The sequence below is a fragment of the Anaerotignum lactatifermentans genome (assembly GCF_016902535.1).
Taxonomy (GTDB): Bacteria; Bacillota; Clostridia; order Lachnospirales; family Anaerotignaceae; genus Anaerotignum; species Anaerotignum lactatifermentans_A.
The window spans coordinates 81,846-106,883 of the sequence record NZ_JACSNY010000007.1 but is presented as its reverse complement, the minus strand read 5'-3'; the positions used below and the strand labels follow the sequence as shown (position 1 = coordinate 106,883).

The following is a 25,038-nucleotide window of genomic DNA, read 5'->3' as shown; positions in this document are numbered from 1 at the left end:
TTGGCAAAGCCGTTTTACAAACGGGTGCCGTATCTTCGGCACTGCATGGATAAGCCATCTATGCAGCGGCAAGAAAGCCGCCACCTGAAAGGTGCTTTTGCATAGCAAAAGTGCTTGACCACAGTTTATGGTCACCTCGTTCTCGGAGGAGTCGAACAAACTCAAAAAACAAGCCAGTTCGTTCTCCGTATAATCCTCTCCTTTCCCCTGCCATTGAGACATCCTGGCAAGGGAATCCGCCTGTCCAAAGATCGACATCTGGTAGGCTTTGGGCACTGACTTTGGTGATGTCTTCTTCAAACCACTCTCCCCCCTTTATGCGGTGCATCGCCTGATAGCTCATATTGGCATATTTGTCTATCTCACAATGCCCTTTGCAGGTCCAGCCTGCCTGTTCCAGCCCCAAGCGAAACAACCCGATTCCGGCAAAAAAATCCAAAAAATACATACACATTTCTCCTTTCGCTGTCTTTTCTTTTCATGCTGTTGACGTTTCCTTTTTTCTGAGGTAACATACAACAACCTGTAAGACGGCAGCGAAAAGAGAGCTTTCTGCTCCGATTCGGTTTGTCTTAATGGTCAGTATTTTTGCTTCGCAAAAACGGCTTTGCCGCCGGACTTCTTTCTGGTACTGGACTTGCTTTCAGAATTTTAAACCGGGAACAAGGCGGATTGCTCCGCCTTGTTTCTTTGCTTATATCTGCATATCCAGATCAGCTTCTTCTATTTCATCGGCATCACCTCCTTCCATACTTTCTCCTGTTCATCGCAAAGGCTGCCTTTATAACTTCATATCCATTCCATGATCTTCTTCATTGGAATCATCGGTTTTTAAGTCAGCTTCCTGTGCAAGCTGATGCTCTCGAATTGCATTGATGAACATATTTAGTAAGCCTACATGGGCATCAACCATATATTCTGATCTGAATGCTTCTCCATTTTTGGTTGTCTTAATCTGTGCTGCCCACTTCTTATTTTCTTCGCTAATCCTTCCATCGTAAGGCATATGTTGAATGTTATAAGCCAAAACATATGACATACGCTCAAGACCATATGTGTCAAGGACTCTATCCTCAAATCCGTCGGGCAAACGAAAGCCGTCATAGTAGTAGTAAATAGTTCTTTTAATATCTTCAGCACACCCTACATTTGCTTTATATGATGCAAGGTATTTATCTACTTCTTCTCTGCCTTTCTTTTGTGCTGCTTCCAATGAATCCAAATATAATGGCGTTCTCTTTCTCATATATATTACCTCCCGTAAATCTGATCAGAACGTCTGTGGTACTTTACTTTTTTATGAGGCTGGACTCTGCTCTCCGGCGGAAGTTTTTTCACCGGTCGCTGTTTATTCTTCTGGGGATACTTTCTTTTCATTTCTTCTCCTTTCTGACGCAAAAAAAGAACATGAATATTCATGTTCCTGCCATCACGTTTTTATAACTGTGGTTCTTCCATATTTTCTTCCATAGCTTCTGATAACTGAAGCAAGTAGTCTGGTTCCACGATCACTTCCCACTCATTTCTTCCTTTAAATAACGCTAAAATATGTTCCTTTGAAATTTCCGCCTCATAAACAGTACCGTTTTCTCCAAATCGATTGGCAAACCATTGGGCAACCTTTTGATCCAGTGTCCAGGACAAGGCTTTGACCTTGCCTGCATTATATGAGGTCACGCCTCGATAAACCGATACTGTTTCCGGCAGGCTTCGCAGTGTTTCTATTTCATCTTCTGTCATCATCTCCTCCTGTTTTGATTTACGGAACAGATCCAGCAGTTCTTTCTGCTTGAAGTTGGGATCAAGATTAGGTGCTTCTGTCCGAATCCAGATGTCTGCAAGCATTTTGGAAAAATCCTCTCTGGACAAGTATGATTCCGTATATTTTAAAAAAGCAAGCAGATAAGATTTTGTCATGAGGTGGTATACCCCAAACACATCTTCCGTAGTATCAATCTGCTTTTCCACTTGTTCTTTCCATATAGTAAATGCCTTTGTGTCTTCCATAATATTGGCAAAGGCAATTTCGCCGTCAGTCTGCGACAGACAAACCATCACTGAATCTGTAAACGGATGCTTGATAACCAACGGCGAAAACTTTGTTTCTTCTATATTCATGTGCAGGAATACTTTGGCGGTATCTTTGATTCCTCTTAAGTCTGTTATTTTTCGCATTTTCTCACCTTACCACAATGCCACATTTCTTTCTTTTTTGATTTGTTCAACCAAAGCGTCAAAACCGCCTGCTTCTTCAGCATATTTTGTAAAAACACGCTCCACCATTTCTCTTGAAAATCCAAGTTCTTCGTAGAGTAAAAGCAGATCCTCCGGCAATCTGCCAAGCACACTTGTTGGCTTTATAATGATGCATCCCTTCTGAAGAATGATATCTACCAATTCATTAGGATTGATCTCCGCATTCTCCAGCATTTCATCTGTGATTTCAATAGGATCACCTGGGGTTCTAAAAATAAACTTTTTTTCGATTGGTTCCATCTTCATATTTTTCATAACTGCAACTCCTCCTTTTTCATTCAAATGTGTAAAATTCAATTACTGCCGTTTCTTCTATTTCTTCTTTTGTAAACTCCTGTGGCTCATAAAAAAATTTTGTGTATGAGTCCAACTCCTCCTCACTCAATGATGTCAGGTTTCCTTCTTCATCACTGCCGCAAACAAAAAAATCGCCAACGATGATATCGCTGCCGATTCTCCTATTACCTTCCAATCCAATTAATTTTCCCTCATCATTTAATAGGATGCATACATTGTCATCTAATCCTACGATGTCAATATATCCTCCCACCGCTTCCTGCATTGCTTCCAATGTATTTTTCAGCATATAGACTTCAGGATGTTCATGTGGCTTTACTTTTAATACTTTAATGACATTTTCCTTCAAGATTTTCACCCCCTTCCAAAATTTATAAAAAATTTTTTCAAAAAATGGTTATATATTGGGGAACCACTTTTTTGTTGATTTTCAAAAACAAAAAAAGGCAGTGAGATTTGCCTATCTCACTGCCAGGAAAGCGTTTTTTTGACTTTCAAACGCTATGTCATCTATAAAATTCGAATTTTTGGAACTTTGAAAATCGCCCTCAAAAACTGCTGAAAGCCTTGATTTTACTGGATTTCAGGCTGTGCCATACTTTATGACTCCTCAAGCCGTCATGTTTTTACAAAAAGTATGCCTCAAAAAGTTAGTTATCCCTTGGTGTAAGGTTGTTTTTAATAAGGTGTTGTGTATTATGCCAATTCTAATTTTTTCCAATGTATTTTTCAGCATACAGACTTTAGATGTTCATGTGGCTTTACTTTTAATACTTTTATGACATCTTCCTTCAAAACATCTTCACCTCCTTTCTATCATTTGAGTTTTTATTCAAAAAGTGGATATTTTTTTAAAAATCACTTTTTTATCGATTTCAGAAACAAAAAAAGCAGTGAGACCTTTTTTCTCTCACTGCCTAAAAAATATTTTTCTATCCAAAAAGCATCTTTGCCATCTATCATATTTGAAATTATGTGGCTTTCAAAAGCATTATTAAAAACTGACACAAACCGTTGATTTTACTTGGTTTATAGTGTGTTATATTCTTCATGGCTCCTCCAGCCTGCTAAATATGTTAAAAAGTATCCCTTACATAACTGATATCCCTTTTTCATTTCATAAACTGTTATCCTAAGGTAAATCTTATTCCTCATACCTCTGGAAGAAGAATATCGCCTCAAAACAGATGACAAATTTGCATTTCACATTTCAAGATTCAAATGTTTTATTTTGTCATAATTTGTGAAATATTTTCTCAAAAATAAGGCATTTTTTTCTTATGTAGAAATTTGTCACTATTTTGGGCAACAAAAAACAGTATAAAAATTACCTTTTATACTGTTTTTTCATCTGTCCTCGCAATTTTGTTACTTACACATCTGTCAAAATCTCGGAACTTGAGCGCCTCAAAATCGGCATGAAAAACGCCCGGAAGCCTTGATTTTACTGGGTTTACGGGGTGTCATATTCTTTATGACTCCTCGAGCTTCAAAAAGGTTTGGATCAGCATGCCCTACGAACCTGGTAATTCCTTGGCATAAGCACATTGAGACAATAAAGGGCTTCTTTTACTAAGTTTTTTCTACTGCGGACAAAGTCAGTGACTATATTGCACTAGAATACCCAAAAACAGGAACGGCGCCGTTTACACTGCGCCGTTCCCATTATAAATCAAGTATTAAATTAATATTTTTTCATCTGTCCATGCAAAACGCAGCAGAGGTATTTTTATTCTTGCATTAACTCATGTTTTCAATAAAGCGATGGATTATAGCCGCAAACTCTGCCCTTGTCGCAAAGCCCTTCGGGTCTAATTTATTGCCGTCCTTTCCGGCTATAAATCCATTTTGAACAGCCCATGTAACTGCGTCCTTTGCCCAAGGAGATACGCTGTCTTTATCTATGAATGAGTCGATATTTCCTGTTATAGTCAGGTCATATCCCTTATACTGGGCGTATTTATATAAGAATACGGCAAGCTGTTCACGGGTAAGCTTTTCATTTGGTCCAAATGTGCCGTCTCCAAAGCCGGAAGCAATGCCGTTTTCGTAAGCCCACGCAGCCGCTTCGGTATACCATGTCCCCTTTTCAACGTCGGTGAATGATGCCGTGTTTTCAGGGGCAGGCATATTTTCAAGACGCCAAACCACAGCCACAAACATTGCTCTGTTTGTTGTAGTATTCGGTTCAAATGTTGTCTCTCCCGTTCCTGCCATAATGCCATTGGAGTAAACAAACATAACGTCATTATAGAACCAATCGCTTTCTTTTACGTCGGCAAAAGGATTTATGACTACAGGTATTTCGTCTGTTTTTTCAACGAATTGAGCGTCTATGGTGATTTTGGAATCAGGCATGGTAAAGCTGAATTTGCCGTTTCCTAAATCAGTAAGCTTAATTTCTTTGCCTTTTTCATCTTTAACTGTTACTGTGTCAAGAGCATATCCGTCATCAGGCGCTGCGGTTATGGTTACAGTATCACCTTTTTTAGCCCGTTTATCGGATACGGTAAGCTTTCCGTTTGCGATATCATCTGAAACAGAAATTCCATAAGATACGGAAACGCTTCCGCCTCCACCGCCGCCAGTGCCGGTGTTGTTGTTTTCGTCGTCATCGTCATCGACGCCGGCGTTCAATTTCGTCATTACAAGGTCTACGCCAAAGCGCGGAGGGATAACCCTAAGCCAGTCGCTCTTTGCCGTGGTATAGCCGTCCTTTTCCGCTACTACCTGATAATAGTAGCCGTCAGGTACGTTCCATGCGTAGAAGCCCACAGCGTTGGTTTCCTGTACGCCCGGTTCGTTCCACAGCCAAGGTCGTTTTATTTCTTCATAAGCCGCATCTCCTGCGTCGTTTGGTTCGTCCTCGTTTACCCATGCAACGGCGCCGCTGCCGTCTGCGTTTTTGGAGAAGTAAACGGTCATGGTTGCGTCTTCAACCGGGTTGCCGTCCTGGTCGTAAACAGTGCCTTGCGGGTCATATTTTATCCTTACTATTTGGTTCTGAGCAATCGTGCCGCCGCCATAGATGCCGCCGCCACCACCGTGACCGATACCGCCGTCAAGGAGTGCTTGGTCGCCGCTTCCGGCATTATAAGCGTATCCGCCTGTCATATCAACAGCAACGCCTGAAGTATAAAGACTCGAATTATCTACCGACGGTATAGCCTCACGTCTGCGTTCCGTGACATCCTTTAAAATCTTAAATGTGGATGCGTCAAGCTCCATTACGTTGTTATAATTTTTCTTCATTATCTGTTCGGAAGCAAAGGCGCCTAATGTTACGTTGCCGTTAAGTGCAAAACCTGCCGCAACGGAACCGCCGCCTGTTGCCGGTGCTAATGCCGCTGCACCAAGGCCTATGCCTACCCCGGCAACATCAGTACCAATTGCACCGGCAAATCCTGCCTTGGTAACGCCAAGATAATATTCCATATTGGAAATATTCTGATTCAATGTCTGGATTTCCTCATTTGTCAGATATTCGCCGTATCTGTCCCTCACGTTGCGGGCTCTGGCAATACAGTTTTCTATGTCGTTGATGACAGGACCAAACTCCATACTGTGTCCGATACCGGAAAGAGCGCCTGTAAAAGCGCCTGCTCCCGTGGAAAACCTATCCACAAATCTTCCTGTCTCTACCGCGCCTTGAACGGCATCAGAGGTGAAAGTAATAGCTGTCTGACTTCCGAAGTCTTGCAGGTCGCTTGAGGTATCGCTTTTTGGCTTAACGCCGCCGCCCTTACCTACAAACTTGCCGTTTGACGCGCCGTTTCTTGCGGAGGCCAAAAATACACTTTTGCCGGAATTGCTTTGCCCAGACGCTTCATTGCAGTAAGTATCAAAATCATAATATTTTCCGTCTTTGATAACAGATGACGTCACATATTGCACGAATATTGTTTCAGGCTTAATACCATCCTGATAAAACTCCTGAATGCTATCCACATCAAAATCAGTAAGTTCAATCATATCGGAAGGATTATCCGGGTCGTCACAGCGGAACATCTGTGCCCTGCTTACCACATCCACAACTTCGCCGTCTGCCATGGTGGCTTTGCCTCTGTATACATTCCCCTGAGAATAAAATGCTTCAGGGTCATCGTCGTCAAATCCTACGGAAGAAGAATACATGGTTACTTCCGTTTCTCCGATTTCGCCAATATTGACAGTTGTGGCAAAGCCGGAATAGTCATATCCGTTTGCCGTACCGCTCTGCTGCTCTATGGATGTTACACTCTGACCGAATATGTCGGAAAGTTTTTCCAAATCCGCTTGATATTCTTGGTAGTCAAAGTCGATTGTCGTATCCGTTTCCTCCGGCAGCTCTACTTTTGGACGGAAGGAATACGCCAAAGAATATCCCGTGAAATATAGCGTATTTTTAAATTCCGTAAAGTCTACGGTTCCTGTCCAAATGGAATCATCTTCCTCTGTCGGCTCCAGGAAAAACGACATATTCCCTTTGCCGTCTGCCAGGTGCATTACAACAGCCATGGTATAGATCTCTTTGCCTTCCGGCAATTCATCTTTATTTATCTTAGCTTCATATACTTTTTTGGAATTAAAATAATTAATCGTATTCGTATTCTTATTCTCATCCGGATGAATGATATAATAATCCTCATGGTAATCATTATTGAAATAATAATCCATACAGAGCAGGTACTGGACTAAATCTTCGCTTGGCTTAGATTGACTGGTATATGTGGTTGTTCCTGCCACAACAGGATCCTCTTTATAATCTTGTATTTTGGTACAGAGGATCAGCTGTTCACCGTCCTGCGGCGGCTCCCCATTTGTCCACTCCAACTTCTCCTCTAATACTATTGCTTCAATATTAGCTACTACACCAACATGATAAAGCGGATAACTGGTTCCATAAGATTCCCATTGAATTGAAAAAGGTTCAAACTTATTATTTTTTTCGGATATTTCAATGGATTCCCCATATAAAATGCCTCCCGCATAGTCGCAGTTCAAACTGTATTCCAAAATTCCATCCTGGTAAACCAAAGGGGACGCTGAAACGGATACGTCAGACCTTCCTTCAATATGCACATTGCCTAATACAATATAGCCGCTGCCACCTAAATTTTGAACGGAAGCCGTAACCGTACCGCTATCATTTGTAACTTGCCTCATTGTAATCGTAACACAAATCGTGTACTGTCTGCTTTGCACATTTTCGGCCTCCGGCAGAGGTTCCGAAATATAATATCCTTCCTCCGACTTTGTTAACTTTATATTCGTTCTATATGTCCCGTAGCTTATTTCTACGGTGTTTTCCCCGTTTTCATCCGGAATGATTTCCAGATTGTCCGGTATATCAAAACGCAGAACCTTTCCGAATAAATTGGCAGAATAGTCTTTCAAAACCATCGAAATATAACTTTTCCTTGCACCATCGGTATCCTTATAACTTATTTTTTGAGAATAAAATAGAACATTATAATAGTCACTTTTTGAAAGTTCCTTATCCAGTGTAACGGTCTTATCGATGCCTAAACCTCCCGTTACCTGTCCATAGTAGAGTGAATTCGTTTCCTCACCAAGTGCAAAGTCTTCCTCATAAAGTGTGCGATCCGGCAAATAGGTGCTGAATACCACACGGTATGTACCATAAGAACTTACAAGTTCTGGATTGTAACTCTTGCCTGCGGCTATTCTGGTATAATTATAACCGTTACTTCCTTCATATTTTTTATATATGCCTACCACATAATCATTTTCGTTTATTCCGTCAGCAAATTTAGCGGTAATGCTGCCCCACTTCGGAATTTCCTTCTCAAGTGTAAACTCTTGTTTAATCTCCGTTCCTTTCGGATAAGCGTACAGCCGAGTGTAGTTTGATATTTTATAGGAGATAAAAAAATAATCGTCTTCCTTTATTTCTAATAAATTTTTTAAAACCAAATAATATTTTCCGTCCTCTTCACGGATTTCCCAAGAGATGACGCGGGAATTTTGATTAACATGAAATTCTATATTATCATATTCTTCTTCTGTAAAAGTCTGATGTTCTGTCTCTCCACTGATTTCATTATGGGTAATCCATTCCAAATCAATAGGGATTTCCAGATCTTCCAGTTTAATTGTCAGTGTATTTTCCGTTACAGGCTGATTGTAAAGATAGAATCCCGTTTCGCCCTGGGGTACGATACGGATGACATCTACTTCTGTAAGACCGCTTTCCGCAAAGAATGTAAATTTTCCATCTGTATCGGTTACAGCGCTGGTTACATCATCATCAATGGTAATATTAATAGCCACGCCCTCTTTCTCTTTTGCGTCAAGGGTGCCGGTATATTTTCTGTAGTTGTTTTCTTCCGAGAGCTTAAAAGAATCGGTCTGCACCGTAGTACCATACTGCTCGTCGTCTTTTTGCACCAGTGTCGCTTTTACGTTAAACTCTGTACCATCGGAAAGGAACAGGTCACCGTCGCCTTTTGTGGCGGAAATCACACGGAAAGAGCCGCTGCCGCCGGTAATCGGTATTTTTACTGTATGACTTGTTTCCGCAGTTCCCGCGCCGTTTAACTGGAACGGTGTGTTGGAGGAAATTTCAATTTCCGCCGTACCGTTATAAATGGTTGCGTCGATTCCGTTAGGATAAAGAACGGCAAGGGACACCACAACATCATTTTCAAAACGTCCGTTTAAGGCATACGTTGGGTTGGTGTTTGGCATACTCATATCCAAAGAGAAAATACGCTCAGAAGGCAGTTCTCCCGGGCGTCCGTCAGATATGGTTACACTGCGGGAAGGAGTGCCGTTTACATATACCTCCGCCTTGGAAACGATTAATTTATCCCTGTCCGGGTTTGTATAAGATGTCGGCATACCAAAAGTGATGCCTTTGGTGTCATCGATATAAAGCGGAGAAAGCTTAATATCGATATAGGACTCTTGGACGCTTCCTCCCATCAAAACGACGTTATGTTCAAGAGCATGTTTTTCACCTCTTGCGTCTTCCGCATAAAATGTGGTATTCTCCAACTCAAAAAGATCCGTAACATCACATGGAGAGCCTGTTTCGTTGTTGGCAGTATAGATACGGATATATGTTTCGTAATCGGTTCCGGTGCTCTTGTCCTCCAGAAGCCCAAACTCTTCGCTGTAAAGCTCAAAGGAGTAGTATGAGCCTCCGCTGAGCCTTTCGTAATAAATATTTGTGATTTTAACGTCACTGCTGGCTTCTGATGCCGTTATATCATATATAGCGGAATAGCCCAGCTTCATTGCCCCGTCAAAATATGTCATAAAGCGACCTTTGCCTGAGGCATTTAGGCGGAAGCCTTCCAAAACCCAGTCACCGTTTGCCTGTTTTTCAGGCTCGCCAATATAAGTCCATGTATTTTGAAGAGAATCCGCATCGGTGGCTTCCGTTTTGCTTATGCCAAATGAAACAAACTCTTTTCCATTTTCTTCGTTTTTAAACGCATAACCATCCGGCACACCGGTTATGGTTACGGTATATAAATCGGTAGTATTCAGACTGGTTACGGGCTGTCCTGTGGAGTCCGTTATGGTATATTTCGTACTGAAATCCTCGGAAGCATAAGAACTTCTGGTGCTTGGAGTTGGTGTAAGAAGCGTATTTGTCGTAACCTGAGACAGATTTGTGTCTTCTTCAGGCTCTGTGTTCTCCACTGCCAACTCGGGATGGCAAAGTTCACAGGTATGGGTGCAAGGCGAGCCTTCCCTTGGCTCTGCGTAGCCGCAATATTCGTCATGCTCATGTACAAATGTGCATGGTGAGCCTTCGCTGGGCGCCACATAGCCGCAAGTTTCGTCGTGCTCATGTACAAATGTGCATGGTGAGCCTTCACTCGGTGCCGCATAACCGCAGCTTTCGTCGTGTTCATGGACGAAGGTGCAACCTTCCCCTGTTGTTTCGTCATAACCGCAGCTTTCGTCATGCTCATGAACAAATGTGCATGGCGAACCTTCACTCGGTGCCGCATAACCGCAGCTTTCGTCGTGTTCATGAACAAATGTGCATGGCGAGCCTTCACTTGGCTCTGCATAGCCGCAGCTTTCGTCGTGTTCATGTACAAATGTGCATGGTGAGCCTTCGCTGGGCGCCACATAGCCGCAAGTTTCATCATGCTGCTGGTGGTTTTGGCACATTGTCGCAGTATCTTCGGCATATACAAAAGACGTGCTTGGAACCATCATAGCAAGAGCCAAAAGCACAGCAAAAAATTTTTTCTGAAAAGCTGTCATTTTTCATTCCCCCTTTTTGTATAAAAATATCTGTCATCTGCCATTGGTTTTACAAATCGCCGTTTATTTCATAGCGCAGTATAAGCTCGTTTTCCAACATCTGCTCCACGCTGTCGGCTATATAGTCCACGGCTCTTTGCTGACCCTTGACCGAAAGACCCTTAAAGGGTTTGACAACAGAAACCTCCATTTCCGTTGCAGGCGGACTTTCTCGGATATGGATGTTAAAACTGCTTATATTTCCGTAAACGGGTATGTCTGCAAATACAGTATCTTTTTCGGAGTCTTTTTTGTAACTGCTGTTTTCCTGTTCCAAAATATCAAACAGGGCCATAAAAACCAATTGCTTGGCATACGGAAGCGTTTTTATTACAGTACACATACTATCCCCCCTCTTTTTTAAAGTGCTTTTGTTTAAATAATAAGAAAAAAGGGTGTTTTTGTGCAGGTCACATATGTGCCAACATTAAAAAAAGCTTTAAAAATTAAGGCTTTTCGTATTTTTGACACAAAAAAACCGCCTTAAACAAAAGACGGTCTAAATAAAACTTATTTACTTTTTTGATGTAAAATCCCAATAGCTTTGGTAAAGTCCAATGCGGTTTTTGGTTCCTGTTTTCTCATAAATAGAGGCAACGTGTCTTTGCAAAACACGGCGGGATATGAAAAGCTCGTCTGCAATTTCCTGATTTCCGTTTTCGGTAACAATAAGTTTTTCAAACACCTCTGTTTCTCTTGGCGTAAAGCCATAATACTCGCAGTAAGTGTTTAATGCATTTTCATTTGATATGGTGTCATTATTTTCTGCCGTATCTTTTTGGGCATACATAGCTGATATGATATCTTTAAGCAAAATAAGAAGCACCGCTATAGATAACACACAGCTTCCCATAACAAGGGATGAACTGCCGAAATACTCAAAAATATAAACTACAGGAACGGCTGTAAATGAAATAACAAAGCTTCTGCATATACGTCCCATTCCAGCCCAAAGTGTCGGAGCCTTTGTCTTAGGCGCAAAGTCAATAAATGACAAAGTTAAAAACATTACATAAAATCCGCTGTAGATATACATAGCTGCCGTGCCCATGAAAAATGTTGCCGAATTAGCCATAAATGCCGTTGAAATAGTGGAAAAAAACATAGTACATACTGTTGACAAAGCAAAGTATTTTCTATTATTTATATCTGAAATAAATCCGGCGGCAATAAGGCTTGCGGCATAAAATAACCGCGCATTGGAGGATACGCTTAGCTCTCCCTGGGCGTGCTTTGAAACCACAACTCCGTCTATCAAACCTATTATAAGGCTCATAATAATAACAGATGAAACAAGTATAGTCGCCGTTTTATAATCGGTTTTGTTTTCCGAGGAATATGGAAGAGGATTTTCCAAAATCCAGTCGTGAGAAGGCTTTATTATAATGTAGAGCAAAACGGCAACGCTAAATACCATGCTTAAAAGAAATGCCGCATCTGTAACAAAAAGATTTTGAACAACATACTGCATTACTACGGCACAGCCCATGCCAACTCCTATAATTCGCCCTGTATATTCCTTTCCGTCAAAGAGCATAGCGCTATTATAATATACGCATCCGCTTATATGACCAAGGGCAAGAAGCAATAAAAATGAACTGATTAAAAAAATAAGCTGTGTTTTTACAAACAATATCTGAACCGTAAAAAATATGGAAAAAGCGCCAACAATGCAAATTAAAACTCGCCTTACGCTGTCTTTTTGAAAAAGTCTTCGCGCAAGAGAAAAAGACAAAAAGCCCACTGCAGTGCAGGCAATGCCCATAGAATATACTGCATTAACCGAAGAAACGCCAACTAAAGCTGCGGCTTTGTCGTTAACAGTAAATTCCGCAAGCTGAAAGGCAAAAAAGCACAGGGCAAAACATATCCCCTGTATCAGCGCCGATTTTGTAATTTTGCGTCTGTTAATATTGACGGTATCCATTATTTTTGCCTCCACTGCAAACAAAAAATATTTGTTATTTTCTGTTTTTTGTACGAATGCAGACATTATACCATGAAATTATTTATTTTACAAATTGTATTCTATGCCCTTATCTTTCAAATATATTGCTGCAATTATGTGTTTTATATCTTTATCATAATGTAATTCTTATTCCTCATACCTCTGGAAGAAGAGAATTGCCTTAAAACAGATGACAAATCATTTCTTCACATTTCAATATTCAAATGTTTTATTTTGTCATAACTTGCGAAATGTTTTCTCAAAAATGGGGTATTTTTTTCTTCTGTAGAAATTTGTCACTATTTGGAGCAACAAAAAAACAGTATAAAAATTCCCTTTTATACTGTTTTTCAACCTGCTCCCGCAATTTTATTACTTACACATCTGTCAAAATCTCGGAACTTGAGCGCCTCAAAATCGGCATAGAAAACGTCTGAAAGCCTTGATTTTACTGGGTTTTAGACCCATGTCATACTTTATGACTCCTCGAGCTTCAGCACGCTCATAAACGCCTGCTGCGGCACCTCTACGCTGCCGATCTGGCGCATTCTCTTTTTCCCTTCCTTCTGTTTTTCCAGCAGCTTTTTCTTACGTGTAATATCGCCGCCATAGCATTTCGCCAATACGTCCTTCCGCAGAGCGCTGATGGTCTCACGGGCAATGATCTTGCTGCCGATGGCTGCCTGAATAGGGATCTCAAACAAATGTCTGGGGATTTCCTTTTTCAGTTTTTCGCACATCTTTCTGCCCCGCTCCACGGCGGATGCCTTATGAACAATAAAGGAAAGGGCGTCCACAGGCTCCTTATTTACCAGAATATCCAGCTTCACCAGCTCGCTTTCCTTATACCCGATCAGGCTGTAATCAAAGGAAGCATAGCCCCGGCTTCTGGATTTCAGTACGTCAAAGAAGTCATAAATAATTTCGTTCAGGGGCATTTCATAGGTCAGCATAGCACGGCTCTCATCCAGATATTCCATACTGATATAATCCCCGCGACGCTGCTGGCACAGTTCCATGATGGGACCGATATAATCTTTGGGCAGCATAATTTCCGCCTTCACGATAGGCTCCTCCATTTTCAGGATACGCGCCGGGTCCGGCATATTGCTGGGATTGGACAGATCGAACTGGGTGCCGTCTGTCAAATATACTTTATAAATTACACTGGGCGCAGTGGTGACCAGATCCAGATTATACTCTCTTTCCAGACGCTCCTGAATAATTTCCAGATGCAGCAGACCCAAAAAGCCGCAGCGGAACCCAAAGCCCAGCGCCACAGAAGTCTCCGGTTCAAAGAACAGAGAAGCATCATTGAGCTGAAGTTTTTCCAAAGCGTCCCGCAGATCGGGATATTTTGCCCCATCCGCCGGAAAAATGCCGCAGTATACCATAGGATTGACCTTTTTATAGCCGGGCAGCGCCTCTGCCGTGGGATTGGCGGCATCTGTTACCGTATCCCCCACCCGGGTATCGGATACATTTTTAATGCTGGCTGTAAAATAGCCTACCATACCGGCCCGCAGCTCGTCCGCAGGCAGGAAACGGCCGGGGCCGAACACGCCTACCTCCACCACGTCAAACTCCTTGCCGGTGGCCATCATTTTGACCTTAGACCCTTTGCGTATCTTACCGTCAAAAATACGCATCAGAACAATAACCCCCCGGTACTGGTCATATACGCTGTCAAAGACCAGTGCCTTCAGAGGCGCGTCCTCATCGCCGGCAGGCGCGGGAATATCCGTGATGATCCGCTCCAGAACTTCCTCGATATTGATGCCGTTTTTGGCGGAGATTTCCGGCGCGTCCTCAGCAGGGATACCGATGATATCCTCTATCTCCTGCTTCGCCCAGGCGGGGTTGGCGCTGGGCAGGTCGATTTTATTGATGACGGGCAGTATTTCCAGATTGTTGTCCAAAGCCAGATATACATTGGCCAGTGTCTGCGCCTCAATGCCCTGAGCCGCGTCCACAATCAGAATGGCCCCCTCGCAGGCAGCCAGAGAACGGGATACCTCGTAGTTAAAGTCTACATGTCCCGGTGTATCAATCAGATTAAACTCATATTCCTCGCCGTTCTGCGCCTGATAGATCAAGCGCACCGCCTGGGATTTAATGGTAATGCCTCTTTCCCGCTCCAGGTCCATGTTGTCCAGCACCTGCTCCTGCATTTCCCGTTCTGTCAGCAGGCCTGTTTTCTGGATCAGGCGGTCCGCTAATGTAGATTTCCCGTGGTCGATATGGGCCACAATACAAAAATTTCGGATATGGCTCTGTCTATCTTTAGACATCCTTTTCCCTCCAGTTCTATTTCTTCATAACATTACGATTATAGCATAATCCGGGGGAGCAAGTCAAAAAAAAGTAGGGAAAATAAAATCATTCTCCCCTTAAGAAAGCAGCTATTTTCTTAATTCCCTGATTTCTTATGAAGATGCCCCTAAGGTGCTTCTCTTCCTTTTACCGTCGAACGCTCCCACGCGTTTCTCCCTGCCGCGAAGGAAAAAATATCTTTCTTCATCTCTTTGTGAAAATATTGCAAATTCAATTATTTCGCCGTAAAATAAAAGTGAATTTGAGAAAAATTTGTAAAATCATACAGCGAAAACCGCCGCCATTTTCCTTTATCCTGGCGAAAAGGGCAGTTTTCCGCTGTTTTTATGCCCGGGCCGCCGCAGAGACTGCCCCAGGGAAAAATACGATGGGTTCAGACACCCCAGGAAAAGAGATGATACTAGATGACTGTTCAGTTTCACGGATTTGAAATATCCGGCAGATTAAGGAAAAAACGCAGATACATCAGCGCGTGCATTTTCGCTGTTCTTATTGCGCTTCTTTTCCCCTTTGGATTTACCTCCTATGCCGCAACAGAAACACAGGTTGTCAAAGTCGGCTTTCCCATCCAGGCGGGCAATTCCTATATTGATGAAAACGGAAACTACTGTGGTTATCTGGTAGACTATCTGAACCAGCTGGATATGTTCACCCATTGGGATATTCAGTTCGTGCAGGTAGACGGCGATCTGGATACGCAATTATCCACCCTGATGTATATGCTGATGGATGGAGAAATTGATATCATGGGCACCATGAATCGAAACATACAATTAGAAGGGCTTTTCCTGTATCCCAATTACAGCTATGGAACGACCTATACCACATTGGCTGTTCTGGATGATGACCTCCGCTGGATCGAGGAAGACTATTCCCATTGGGACAACATCCGCGTAGCCACCTATCCCGGCTACGAGGGACGCACACAGGAATTTGAGTACTTTGCCCACGCAAATAATTTTTCCTATACACTGGTGGAATGTGCCTCCTATGACGATATGGTTTCGGCCGTCATGAACGGACGGGCCGATGCCCTGATCCAGGTGGATATTTCTCTGGAGGATAACTTTCGAATCATCGGGCGTTTTTCTCCTACGCCCTATTACTTCGCTTTGACCAAGGGAAATACAGCGCTGCTCCAGCAATTAGATACGGCCATGCGCAGTCTGAATAATTCCCAGCCCAACCTGCAGATGGAGCTGTACAATCTCCATTTCCGCCATAAGGGCAGTTTTCAGATTTCCCAGGAGCATCGGGATTACATCCGCTCTCTTGGCACCCTGAAGGTTCTGTTCTTTGACGGGAACGCGCCCTATCAATATGTGAAGGATGGTCAATTAGAGGGCTTTGCCGTAGAGTACTGGAAAAACTTCGCGGATCAAACAGGCCTGCAGTATGAAACTGTCATCGCCGATACCTACCAGGACGCCTTTACGCTGGTAGAGAACGGAGAGGTGGATCTTGTGGCCGGCGCTGCCACCAATTCCACATTATCCTCTCTGGATAATATTCATTTTTCTCTCCCCTACTACAACAGCTTCAGCGTTACGGCCTGTTCCAACCAGAAACCTCATGAGCACAGCAAGGATCTGCCCTTCATGACCAACACGGAAGCGGCATTAAATGAAATCCGGCATACCCATGACTACGCCGCGCAGCTGGATTACTATTCTCTTTCTTTTTATCTTCGTAAAAAGGATGTATACGACGGGGTCATTGTGGATTGGTCCAATATCAAAAATTTCTCCTACGCGTTTGGTATCACCAACAATATCCCGGGGAATTTTGAAAGCATTCTGAATCAATACATCAGCTCCGTCAGCGAGGAAACCATGCAGACCATGCTGTACCGTTATTCCGGTGAAACAGTGGAATATACCCCCGGAGAATGGATCATCGCCAATCGGGTCCTGATTATCTGCACATTTGCCGTTTTCATCACACTGATGGGTGCAATGGGGATATTGCTGAGAAACCGGCGGCTCAAATACCAGAACCTTCTGGCGGAGAACCGGCTGCTCCAGCTGTCCATGTATGATGCCATGACCGGCGCCTACAATGAACCGCAATTCCTCAAGTTATTCAATGTATGCTGCGGCAATCGGGAAGACCTTGTGCTTGTGGCGCTTAATATCCATGGCTTTAAATACATCAACGGCACCTATGGAACGAAGAGAGCCGATGAAGTCCTCTGCGCGGTCAAGGATATTCTGGAATCCGAAACCAGAGACGGAGAATTCTTCTGCAGGCCCTCCGCGGACCTGTTTTATCTGGCTCTGCGAGAAAAAAATGTGGATCTTCTGCTCTCTCGCACAAATCAGATCTTCTCCAAGATTATAAAAGCCGGCACCGCTATTTTAGAGGGGCATCCTCTGTCGCTGTATTCCGGCGCCGTATTTGTGGGAAGCTCGCCTTCACCTTATAACTGTTCCGCCAACATCAATTATATGATGACGGCATTGGCGCAGGCAAAGCAGGTAAACAGCAGCGAAGTCTATATTTTTAATCAGCCCCTGCACCAGACGGTACAGCTGCGGTACTATATCGAGACGCACATGCACTCCGCACTGGAACAGAAAGAGTATCTGCTGTATCTGCAGCCCAAAATGAATCTGCAAACAGGCCAAATTGACGGTGCGGAAGCTCTGGTCCGCTGGAAGCCGGCCGACCGGGAAATGATTTATCCCGGGCAGTTTATTTCCTTCTTTGAGGAAAAAGGCTTCTGCGCGCAGTTGGACCTGTATATGATCGATAAAGTCTGTGAAACTCTGCGCAGCTGGATTGACGCCGGAATCCCGCCCATTGCGATTTCCGTCAACCAGACCCGATCTTTGTTTATGCGTGAGGATTATGTGGACCGCCTGCTGGAAATCACAAACAGGCACCGGATCTCCCCGCAGTATATTGTGCTGGAGATTCTGGAAGGTCTGGTCTTCAAAAATATTGACGCTGTAAACAAAACCATCCAAAAACTCAATCAGGCAGGATTCCACGTTTCCATGGATGACTTTGGCTGCGGCTATTCCTCTTTGAATACGCTGGGAAAACTGGATCTGGATGAGTTAAAGCTGGATCGCACCTTTTTGATGGATGTCGTCAACGATCCCGCCGGACCACAGGCCGAAGTAATGGCATCGGTCTTTACTCTGGCGAAAAAGCTTGGCATTAAAACAGTGGCGGAAGGTGTAGAAACAAAGGCCTGCGAGGATATTATCCGCACCATGCCCTGCGATTACGGTCAGGGCTACTTCTACGGAAAACCAATGCCCGCCGAGGATTTTTTACAAAAATTCTTTGCCTCTATGAAAAAAGAATAACGTAGGCTTTCTGATGCCAGACTGTGCTTATTTGCAGACACAGTCTGGCATTGTGAGCCTGCGTCCCCATAAAAAACGGGGGAAACCATCGTTTCGCCCCGATGTAACACAGGTATCTTCTTTCTGCATGAAAAATATATCTTATGGAGGAACTATGAAAACCACACAGAAACTAATCTCCATTTTCATAACTTTTCTTTTATGCCTGAGCATATCCACCGTCAGCGCGTTCTCGGCCACAACGGATACCGGCAGCCGTCTGCTGCGCGTTGCCATCCCTGTCTCCGCCAGCAACGCGGATCTGGAAATGGCCTATGTGGAATATATCACAGAATATCTCCACGAAATCGCGCAGTATACAGGATGGTCCTACGAGATCATCAAGGTACCCGGAACATATCAGGATGGATTGCAGGACACCTTGCAGATGCTTCAGGACGGCACCGCGGATCTTGCCGTGCCCCTGGGATATGTAGAAGGCATGGAAGGCGAGATTTATTTTACCCAAAACAGCGTTCTTACAGCATCGACGGTGCTTCAGATCCCAAATTCCGTATATGAAGGCTTTCAGCTCGGCAGCGAAGTTCGCGTTGCCGCATTGAAAGGCAACGGGATGGAGGAAGCCGCAAATGACTTTTTCAGCAAAAACAACGTTTCCCCCCAGTATCTGCGATTCGCCAGTGTAGTGGAACAGATGGAGGCCGTACGTTCCGGGAAAGCGGATGTAATGCTCAACTCCGATTTGGAATATATCCCCAATATGAGCATTGTGGCAGAGTTCTCTCCCGTTTCTCTCTACTTTGCGACAAACGATCAAGCGCTCCTTCATGATCTGGATCAGGCCCTGCTCTTCATAAAGCAGGCCAATCCCTCTTTTGCCAACGATCTGTACGAAAAATATATGTCAAGCAATAATCAGGAACTGACCCTGGAAGAAACAGACTTCATTGAAACCGCCGATCCTTTTGTGGTGGCCGTTCTGGACCACAACGAACCTTATCAGTATATGGACGAGGAGACCGGCGAATACTGCGGTATCGGCGTGGATCTGCTTCGCTTCATCTCCCAGAAGGTCGGCCTGAAGTTTGAATTTATTGCTGTAGAAAACTGGGAGGAACTGTCCCAGCTCATTCGGGAAAACAAAGTACAGATTATCGCACAGATGCCCTGCGACTACACATTCGCCGCTGAACGTGATCTGACCATCACCAGCAGCTATGTGTCCTCACCCTATATGCTGACAGCGGAAGCAGGATTTCAGGGCCCCGTCAGCGGCCAGCGCCTGGCTGTGATGGAAGTCAGCACCTATACGGAAGGCAAGTATGTAGGCGATACCATTCCCTATGCCAATATGGGAGAGTGTATCGAGGCAATCCGCACAAATGAAGCGGACTATACCTATCTGGATTTATATACGGCCCAGTATTATCTGGGAGATTCCCGTTACAGCAGTTTCGGCATGATCCCCCAGTCCTACACACCACGCTCTGTCTGCTTCGGCCTGACCAAGCCAACCGACCATGAGCTGTTGTCCATCCTGAACAAATCGATCGCTCAGATTTCCGACGCGGAACTGCAAAACATCATCACGCAGAATGTATATCCGGACAGAGAGATCGGCCTGTTGGATATTATTGTGGCCCATCCTCTTCGCGCCTTGGCTCTGTTCGGTTCCATCAGCTGTTTTATCGCCGGAATGCTGTTGTTCCTGCTGTGGCGAAAAGACCGTCTCAGCAAGGCCCTGCGCAAAACAGCCATGGAGGATGGTTTAACACATCTATACCACGCCTCCGCCTGCCGAAAACTGGTGACGCATAAATTGAGCCAGATAAAACAGGATCAGCTAGGCGCCTTTCTGGTAATTGATTTGGACGACTTTAAACAGATCAACGATAAATATGGCCACCAAAAAGGGGACTGGGTCCTGCAGCAATTTGCCCAGGTGCTCTGTGAAATGCTGAAAAATGACAGTCTTGTTTCCCGTATCGGCGGCGACGAGTTTGTTATCTTTTTTGAAAGCATCCAGCGGAAAGAGGATCTTTCCTCCATTTGCGAAAAAATCCGAACGGCAGCCCATACCATACTGCTTGACAATTCTCCCGTTACCGTAAGTATCGGGGCCACTTTTGTCAGAAGCGGCATTCATTACGATGACTTGTACCGCCTGGCCGATCAGGCACTGTATGAGGCGAAAGCAAATCAAAAAAATACCTTTATTATCGCAAAAGAAGACTTTGTATAACAGATGCATTTCTGAAAACACATCCGGCTGCTCACCGACGAAATGAAAAACACCGCTTCTTTAGAGGCATCTTCATAAGAGAACAAATATTGCCGGAATCCTTATAATAACGAGGATTCCGGCAATTTCTATTTTTAAGGAAAATTACCTTCTTCTAAAAACAGTCATCGCAATTCCCCCTAAAAAATCAAGGAATAAGAAAATCGTTATTTTTTAAGGGAAAGCTGCTTTTGGAACACCCGGAAATCAAAAATCGCCGGAATCCCTGCAATACGCATAGGATTCCGGCGATTTTCTATTTTTAAGGGAATTTATTTTCTTCTAAAAACAGTGGAAGTGCCTTCCTGTCTCAAAAAGAGATTCCTTCGCAATTCTCAACCGCTTATTCCCTTTCCTCTTCCTCCGGCTCCGGCAATGGCAAAAGTGTCGCCGTAGTGGCGCCGATCCGGTGGTTTTCCACCGTATGGACCTGTATTTTCAGCCGTTCCGTTTCCACGGCAAAACTGCTGCCGTCGTCGGGGATACGGCCTATGATGCCGCAGATATAACCGCTGTAAGTCTCAAATTCCTCTACAGGCAGCTTAATCCCAAGGGCCTCCGCCACATCCTCCAGATCGGCGCTGCCCAGAATCTGCCACTGATCCGGCGCTGTCTGTGAAATCGCCGCGGCCTCCTGTGCCTGGGTCTCCTCATAGAAATCACCCACCAGCAGCTGCATAATATCCCGCAGCGTAATGATGCCGCTGAAGCCGCCATATTCGTCCAGCAGAACGGCGAAATATCTTCTGTCTGTTTTCATATTTCGGAACAATACGTCCGCCTTGATATATTCCGGCACAAAATAAGGTTTGTCCACGGCATTTGCCATAACGCTTTCCCGGCTTCTGTCCTCCAGACGGAAGTATTCCTTTGTATCCAGAACGCCGATGACATCGTCTCTGTCCTCGCCGCTGATGGGGTAATAGGTAAAGCGGCTATTTCGGATGATTTCGTCCCATTTCTCCATATCGTCATCCAGTTCCAGCGTTTCCACATCCACACGATGGGTGCAGACTTCCTCCACGGCTGTATCGTCAAAGGCGAACACATTCTGGATCATTTCCACTTCCTCGCCGTCGATGGTGCCTCTTTCGTTGCCCGCCTCCAGCATCATGCGGATTTCCTCCTCGGAAACCTCCTCCTCGTTATCATTAGGGTCAATGCCCATCAGACGCAGCACGATATTGGTCGATGTGGTTAACAGCCATACCAATGGCGCAAACGCCAGAGATACACTGCGCAGCAGCCCGGAAAGGCCCAGCGCCAGAGATTCGGATTTCTTCATAGCCACACGTTTTGGCACCAGTTCCCCGAATACCAGGTTAAAGTAGGCCAGGATTACTGTAATCACCAGTACCGCCACAGAACGCAGCACATTTTCCGGCACACCGACCCCGGCTGCCACCAGCGCCGCTACCACAGGCCCGGCAAAATTTTCCGCCGCGAAAGCACTGGACAGCATCCCCGCCAGCGTAATGGCTACCTGTATGGTGGCCAGGAAACGGGCGGGCTGTTCCGTCAGGGCCGCCAGACGTTTGGCCCGCTTGTCGCCCTCCGAAGCCATTTTTTTCAGTTTTGTCTCATTCATGGATATGACCGCGATCTCCGCGCTGGCGAATACCGCGTTCAAACCGATCAATATGATCTGTAATAAAAAAGGTCCCCAATTCATACTTCTTAATTCCTCCAATACTTATTCTTTCCTGATTTTCTCCAAACAAACACAAAAAGGCATAACCCATCCCCGCAAAAGCGCAGAGAAAGGCTATACCTCTAACCGTCCATTTCTTCAGGCATCAGATGTAAATATAAGTTATTGGCGTCACTGTCGCTGTCCGCGTCCATGCCTTTTTTCACACTCCTCTCGAATTTGGGATATATCATCTCATATTTGTCTCTTTCTGTCAATATTTTCAAGCGCACAAATATTGTTAAGATTCTCTTACAAAAACACGAAAAGCCGGACCCTTCCTTCCGAAAAGCCCGGCTCCATAAACGCTGTTTTATTTCAATGAATCCAGAAAAGCCTGAATTTTCGCCATGCTTTGTTTCAGCTGTTCCATGCTGTAAGCATAGGAAATGCGCACATGGCCCTCGCCGCTTTCCCCGAAGGCATCCCCGGGCACCACGGCCACACCGCCCTCCATCAGCAGGCGGTAGCAGAAATCCTGAGAAGACAGGCCCGTAGAAGCGATGGAAGGGAATACGTAAAAGGCCCCCTCCGGCTCAAAGCAGTCCAGCCCCATTTCCCGCAGGGCGGAGACCAGATATGTCCTTCTTTCATTATAAGCCGTCCGCATTTTTTCAATATCGCTGTCACAGAGCGCGTCATCCCGCAGGGCCTCGATGGCGCCGTACTGGCTGGCAGACGCCGCGCACATAATAACATAGGCATGTACCTTATTCATGGCTTTAATCAATTCCTTTGGACCGGCGGCGTATCCCAGACGCCAGCCCGTCATAGAAAAGGCCTTGGAGAAGCCATTGAGCACCAGTGTCCGCTCTGCCATGCCCGCCAGAGAAGCGATGGAGCAGTGAGTTTTGCCGCCGTAAGTCAGTTCCGCATACACCTCATCGGAAATCACCAGAAGATCATGGGCGCAGATGACCGGCACCAGCTTTTCCAGATCCTCTTTTTCCATGATAGCGCCGGTAGGATTGTTGGGATAGGGCAGGATCAGCGCCTTTGTTTTCGGCGTAATAGCCTCCTCCAGCTCCTCCGCCGTCAGACGGAATCCGTTTTCCGCCTTTGTGGTCACTACCACAGGCACGCCATGCTGCAAAGCGATGGTAGGCTTATAGGCCACATAGGAGGGCTCTACTACCAGTACCTCATCCCCCGGCTCCAGAATGGTCCGCAGAGCGATATCAATGGCCTCCGAAGCCCCGATGGTGCAAAGGATCTGGTCTGTGTCATAACGCAGATCAAATCTCCGCTCCAGATAATGGGCAATCTCTTCCCGCAGCTGAGGCATCCCCCAGTTGGAGGAGTATTTCGTCTTTCCTTCCAGCAGAGACTCCGCCGCCGCCTTTCTGATACGTTCCGGCGTCATAAAGTCCGGCTCGCCAACACCAAGGGAAACCACGTTGTCCATGGTCGCCACCACATCAAAAAATTTCCGGATGCCGGAAGGCGGCATCTGGGCTACTTCCTTTGATACAAAATCTCTCATTTCGCTTCTTCCTTCTCTCTCATTGGTACAACGGCGCGGTACAGTTCGTCGCTCTGGGGCTGTTCCAGAGGTTCCTCCCTGCCTTCCCGCACCATGGTTTTTCCTTCTTTCGTAATTCTGCCGATGACAGCGGCCTCTATGCCCGCCTCTTCCAGCTTCCGCACCAGTTCTTCCCCGTCAAAGGCGGCAATAATCATGGTGCCGCTGGAAATAAGCCGCAGAGGGTCAATGTCCGCTTTCTGGCAGATGGCCTTTGTTTCTTCTAAGATAGGGATTTTATCCGCAAATACGGCAACGCCTTTTTCCGAGCACTCCGCCACTTCCCAGACAGCGCCTAAAATGCCTCCCTCCGTGGCATCATGCATGGCTGTGGCCCCATGCTCCATGGCAATACGGGATTCCCTGCCCACAGACAAAAATCCACGCAGACCTCTGGCCTTTTCCACCATTTCCCGGGGAAGGCACCGCAGCAGGGCTTCCTCCTGCTCCTGGGCAATGATGGCTGTGCCTTCCAATCCCGCCCATTTGGTCATAATCACGTCCTGTCCTTCCTGGGCGCCGCCGGTACAGACCATATTCCGATTTCTTGTCTTGCCGATGACTGTGGCGGAAATCACAGGCTTTACCACCGCGTCTGTCACTTCCGTATGTCCGCCCAGCACCTCAATGCCCAGTTCCGCTGCCGCCGTCAGTACCCCCTGCATCAGACTTTCCAGCATCTGCTCATCGCTGCCTGCGGGCAGGAGTACCGTCATTAAAATGCCAACCGGCTCCGCCCCGGCAGAATATACGTCATTGCAGTTGATGTGGACCGCCAGATAACCGGCATCTTTGGTGGCCCCGGTAATAGGGTCTGTGGAAAACACACACAGTTCTCCCGCCGGGTCCATGGCGGAACAGTCCTCACCTGTTTTTGGCCGCACCACGATATCCTCTCTGTGTACCTTTGTATGGGTCACAGGATAGAGCACCATTTTTTCTAATATCTGGGGCGGTATTTTTCCGATCTCAAACATTCTTCTTCCTCCCTCAGCATCTCTGGCCGTTCTTTTTCCCCATGGCATCATTCTACCACACCAAAAGGGGGAAGAACAGATTTTTTTCGTTTCGGAAAATACTAAAGGCGTCTTTTCAGGCATAAGCAAAAATCGCCGGAATCCCTTT

14 protein-coding genes are annotated in these 25,038 nt (G+C 45.2%); 2 read left to right on the top strand and 12 right to left on the bottom strand.

The window, feature by feature from the left end; all coding sequences use genetic code 11:
* Nucleotides 1–58: 58 nt before the first annotated feature.
* From H9X84_RS07440 to lepA, 9 genes are all read right to left on the bottom strand, one after another.
* Nucleotides 59–448, bottom strand: a complete 390-nt coding sequence (locus H9X84_RS07440; RefSeq protein WP_243423610.1) for a DNA cytosine methyltransferase — start codon at nucleotides 446–448, stop codon at nucleotides 59–61.
* Nucleotides 449–781: 333 nt separating this feature from the next.
* Complete coding sequence (locus tag H9X84_RS07435) at nucleotides 782–1,246, bottom strand: DUF3849 domain-containing protein (protein WP_243423608.1); 465 nt, start codon at nucleotides 1,244–1,246, stop codon at nucleotides 782–784.
* A gap of 191 nt (nucleotides 1,247–1,437) precedes the next feature.
* Complete coding sequence (locus tag H9X84_RS07430; protein WP_205133663.1) at nucleotides 1,438–2,175, bottom strand: hypothetical protein; 738 nt, start codon at nucleotides 2,173–2,175, stop codon at nucleotides 1,438–1,440.
* 9 nt (nucleotides 2,176–2,184) lie between these two features.
* Nucleotides 2,185–2,511 carry a hypothetical protein gene (locus tag H9X84_RS07425; protein WP_205133662.1) on the bottom strand — a complete coding sequence of 109 codons (327 nt, stop codon included), beginning with the start codon at nucleotides 2,509–2,511 and terminating at the stop codon, nucleotides 2,185–2,187.
* 19 nt (nucleotides 2,512–2,530) lie between these two features.
* On the bottom strand, nucleotides 2,531–2,911 hold the full coding sequence (locus H9X84_RS07420) for a DUF3846 domain-containing protein (RefSeq protein WP_334298069.1): 381 nt from the start codon (nucleotides 2,909–2,911) through the stop codon (nucleotides 2,531–2,533).
* A gap of 1,382 nt (nucleotides 2,912–4,293) precedes the next feature.
* Nucleotides 4,294–10,782: an S-layer homology domain-containing protein gene (locus H9X84_RS07415; protein ID WP_205133660.1), complete on the bottom strand. Its 6,489-nt coding sequence runs from the start codon at nucleotides 10,780–10,782 to the stop codon at nucleotides 4,294–4,296.
* A 49-nt stretch (nucleotides 10,783–10,831) separates the two neighbouring features.
* Nucleotides 10,832–11,164, bottom strand: a complete 333-nt coding sequence (locus H9X84_RS07410) for a hypothetical protein (RefSeq protein WP_205133659.1) — start codon at nucleotides 11,162–11,164, stop codon at nucleotides 10,832–10,834.
* 171 nt (nucleotides 11,165–11,335) lie between these two features.
* Nucleotides 11,336–12,748 carry a helix-turn-helix transcriptional regulator gene (locus H9X84_RS07405; protein WP_205133658.1) on the bottom strand — a complete coding sequence of 471 codons (1,413 nt, stop codon included), beginning with the start codon at nucleotides 12,746–12,748 and terminating at the stop codon, nucleotides 11,336–11,338.
* Between the two features lie 497 nt (nucleotides 12,749–13,245).
* The gene (lepA, locus tag H9X84_RS07400) at nucleotides 13,246–15,060 is read right to left on the bottom strand and encodes a translation elongation factor 4 (protein WP_205133657.1); all 1,815 of its coding nucleotides are present in this window, start codon (nucleotides 15,058–15,060) and stop codon (nucleotides 13,246–13,248) included.
* A gap of 447 nt (nucleotides 15,061–15,507) precedes the next feature.
* On the opposite strand from lepA, the gene H9X84_RS07395 reads away from it, so the two are divergent.
* Both H9X84_RS07395 and H9X84_RS07390 read left to right on the top strand, forming a co-directional pair.
* A complete protein-coding gene (locus tag H9X84_RS07395) occupies nucleotides 15,508–18,420 on the top strand; it encodes an EAL domain-containing protein (protein ID WP_205133656.1) in 2,913 nt (970 codons plus the stop codon).
* Nucleotides 18,421–18,574: 154 nt separating this feature from the next.
* On the top strand, nucleotides 18,575–20,662 hold the full coding sequence (locus tag H9X84_RS07390) for a diguanylate cyclase domain-containing protein (RefSeq protein WP_205133655.1): 2,088 nt from the start codon (nucleotides 18,575–18,577) through the stop codon (nucleotides 20,660–20,662).
* A gap of 382 nt (nucleotides 20,663–21,044) precedes the next feature.
* Here the strand turns inward: H9X84_RS07390 and H9X84_RS07385 are convergent, their stop codons facing one another.
* The 3 genes from H9X84_RS07385 to H9X84_RS07375 all read right to left on the bottom strand — a co-directional run bounded on the left by H9X84_RS07385 (nucleotide 21,045) and on the right by H9X84_RS07375 (nucleotide 24,890).
* Nucleotides 21,045–22,373 (bottom strand): hemolysin family protein, encoded by a 1,329-nt coding sequence (locus tag H9X84_RS07385; protein ID WP_205133654.1) that lies wholly within the window; start codon nucleotides 22,371–22,373, stop codon nucleotides 21,045–21,047.
* A gap of 331 nt (nucleotides 22,374–22,704) precedes the next feature.
* Nucleotides 22,705–23,874, bottom strand: a complete 1,170-nt coding sequence (locus H9X84_RS07380; RefSeq protein WP_205133653.1) for a pyridoxal phosphate-dependent aminotransferase — start codon at nucleotides 23,872–23,874, stop codon at nucleotides 22,705–22,707.
* Nucleotides 23,871–24,890, bottom strand: a complete 1,020-nt coding sequence (locus tag H9X84_RS07375) for an AIR synthase family protein (RefSeq protein WP_205133652.1) — start codon at nucleotides 24,888–24,890, stop codon at nucleotides 23,871–23,873. The genes H9X84_RS07380 and H9X84_RS07375 overlap by 4 nt, the downstream gene beginning before the upstream one ends.
* Between the last annotated feature and the right edge of the window lie 148 nt (nucleotides 24,891–25,038).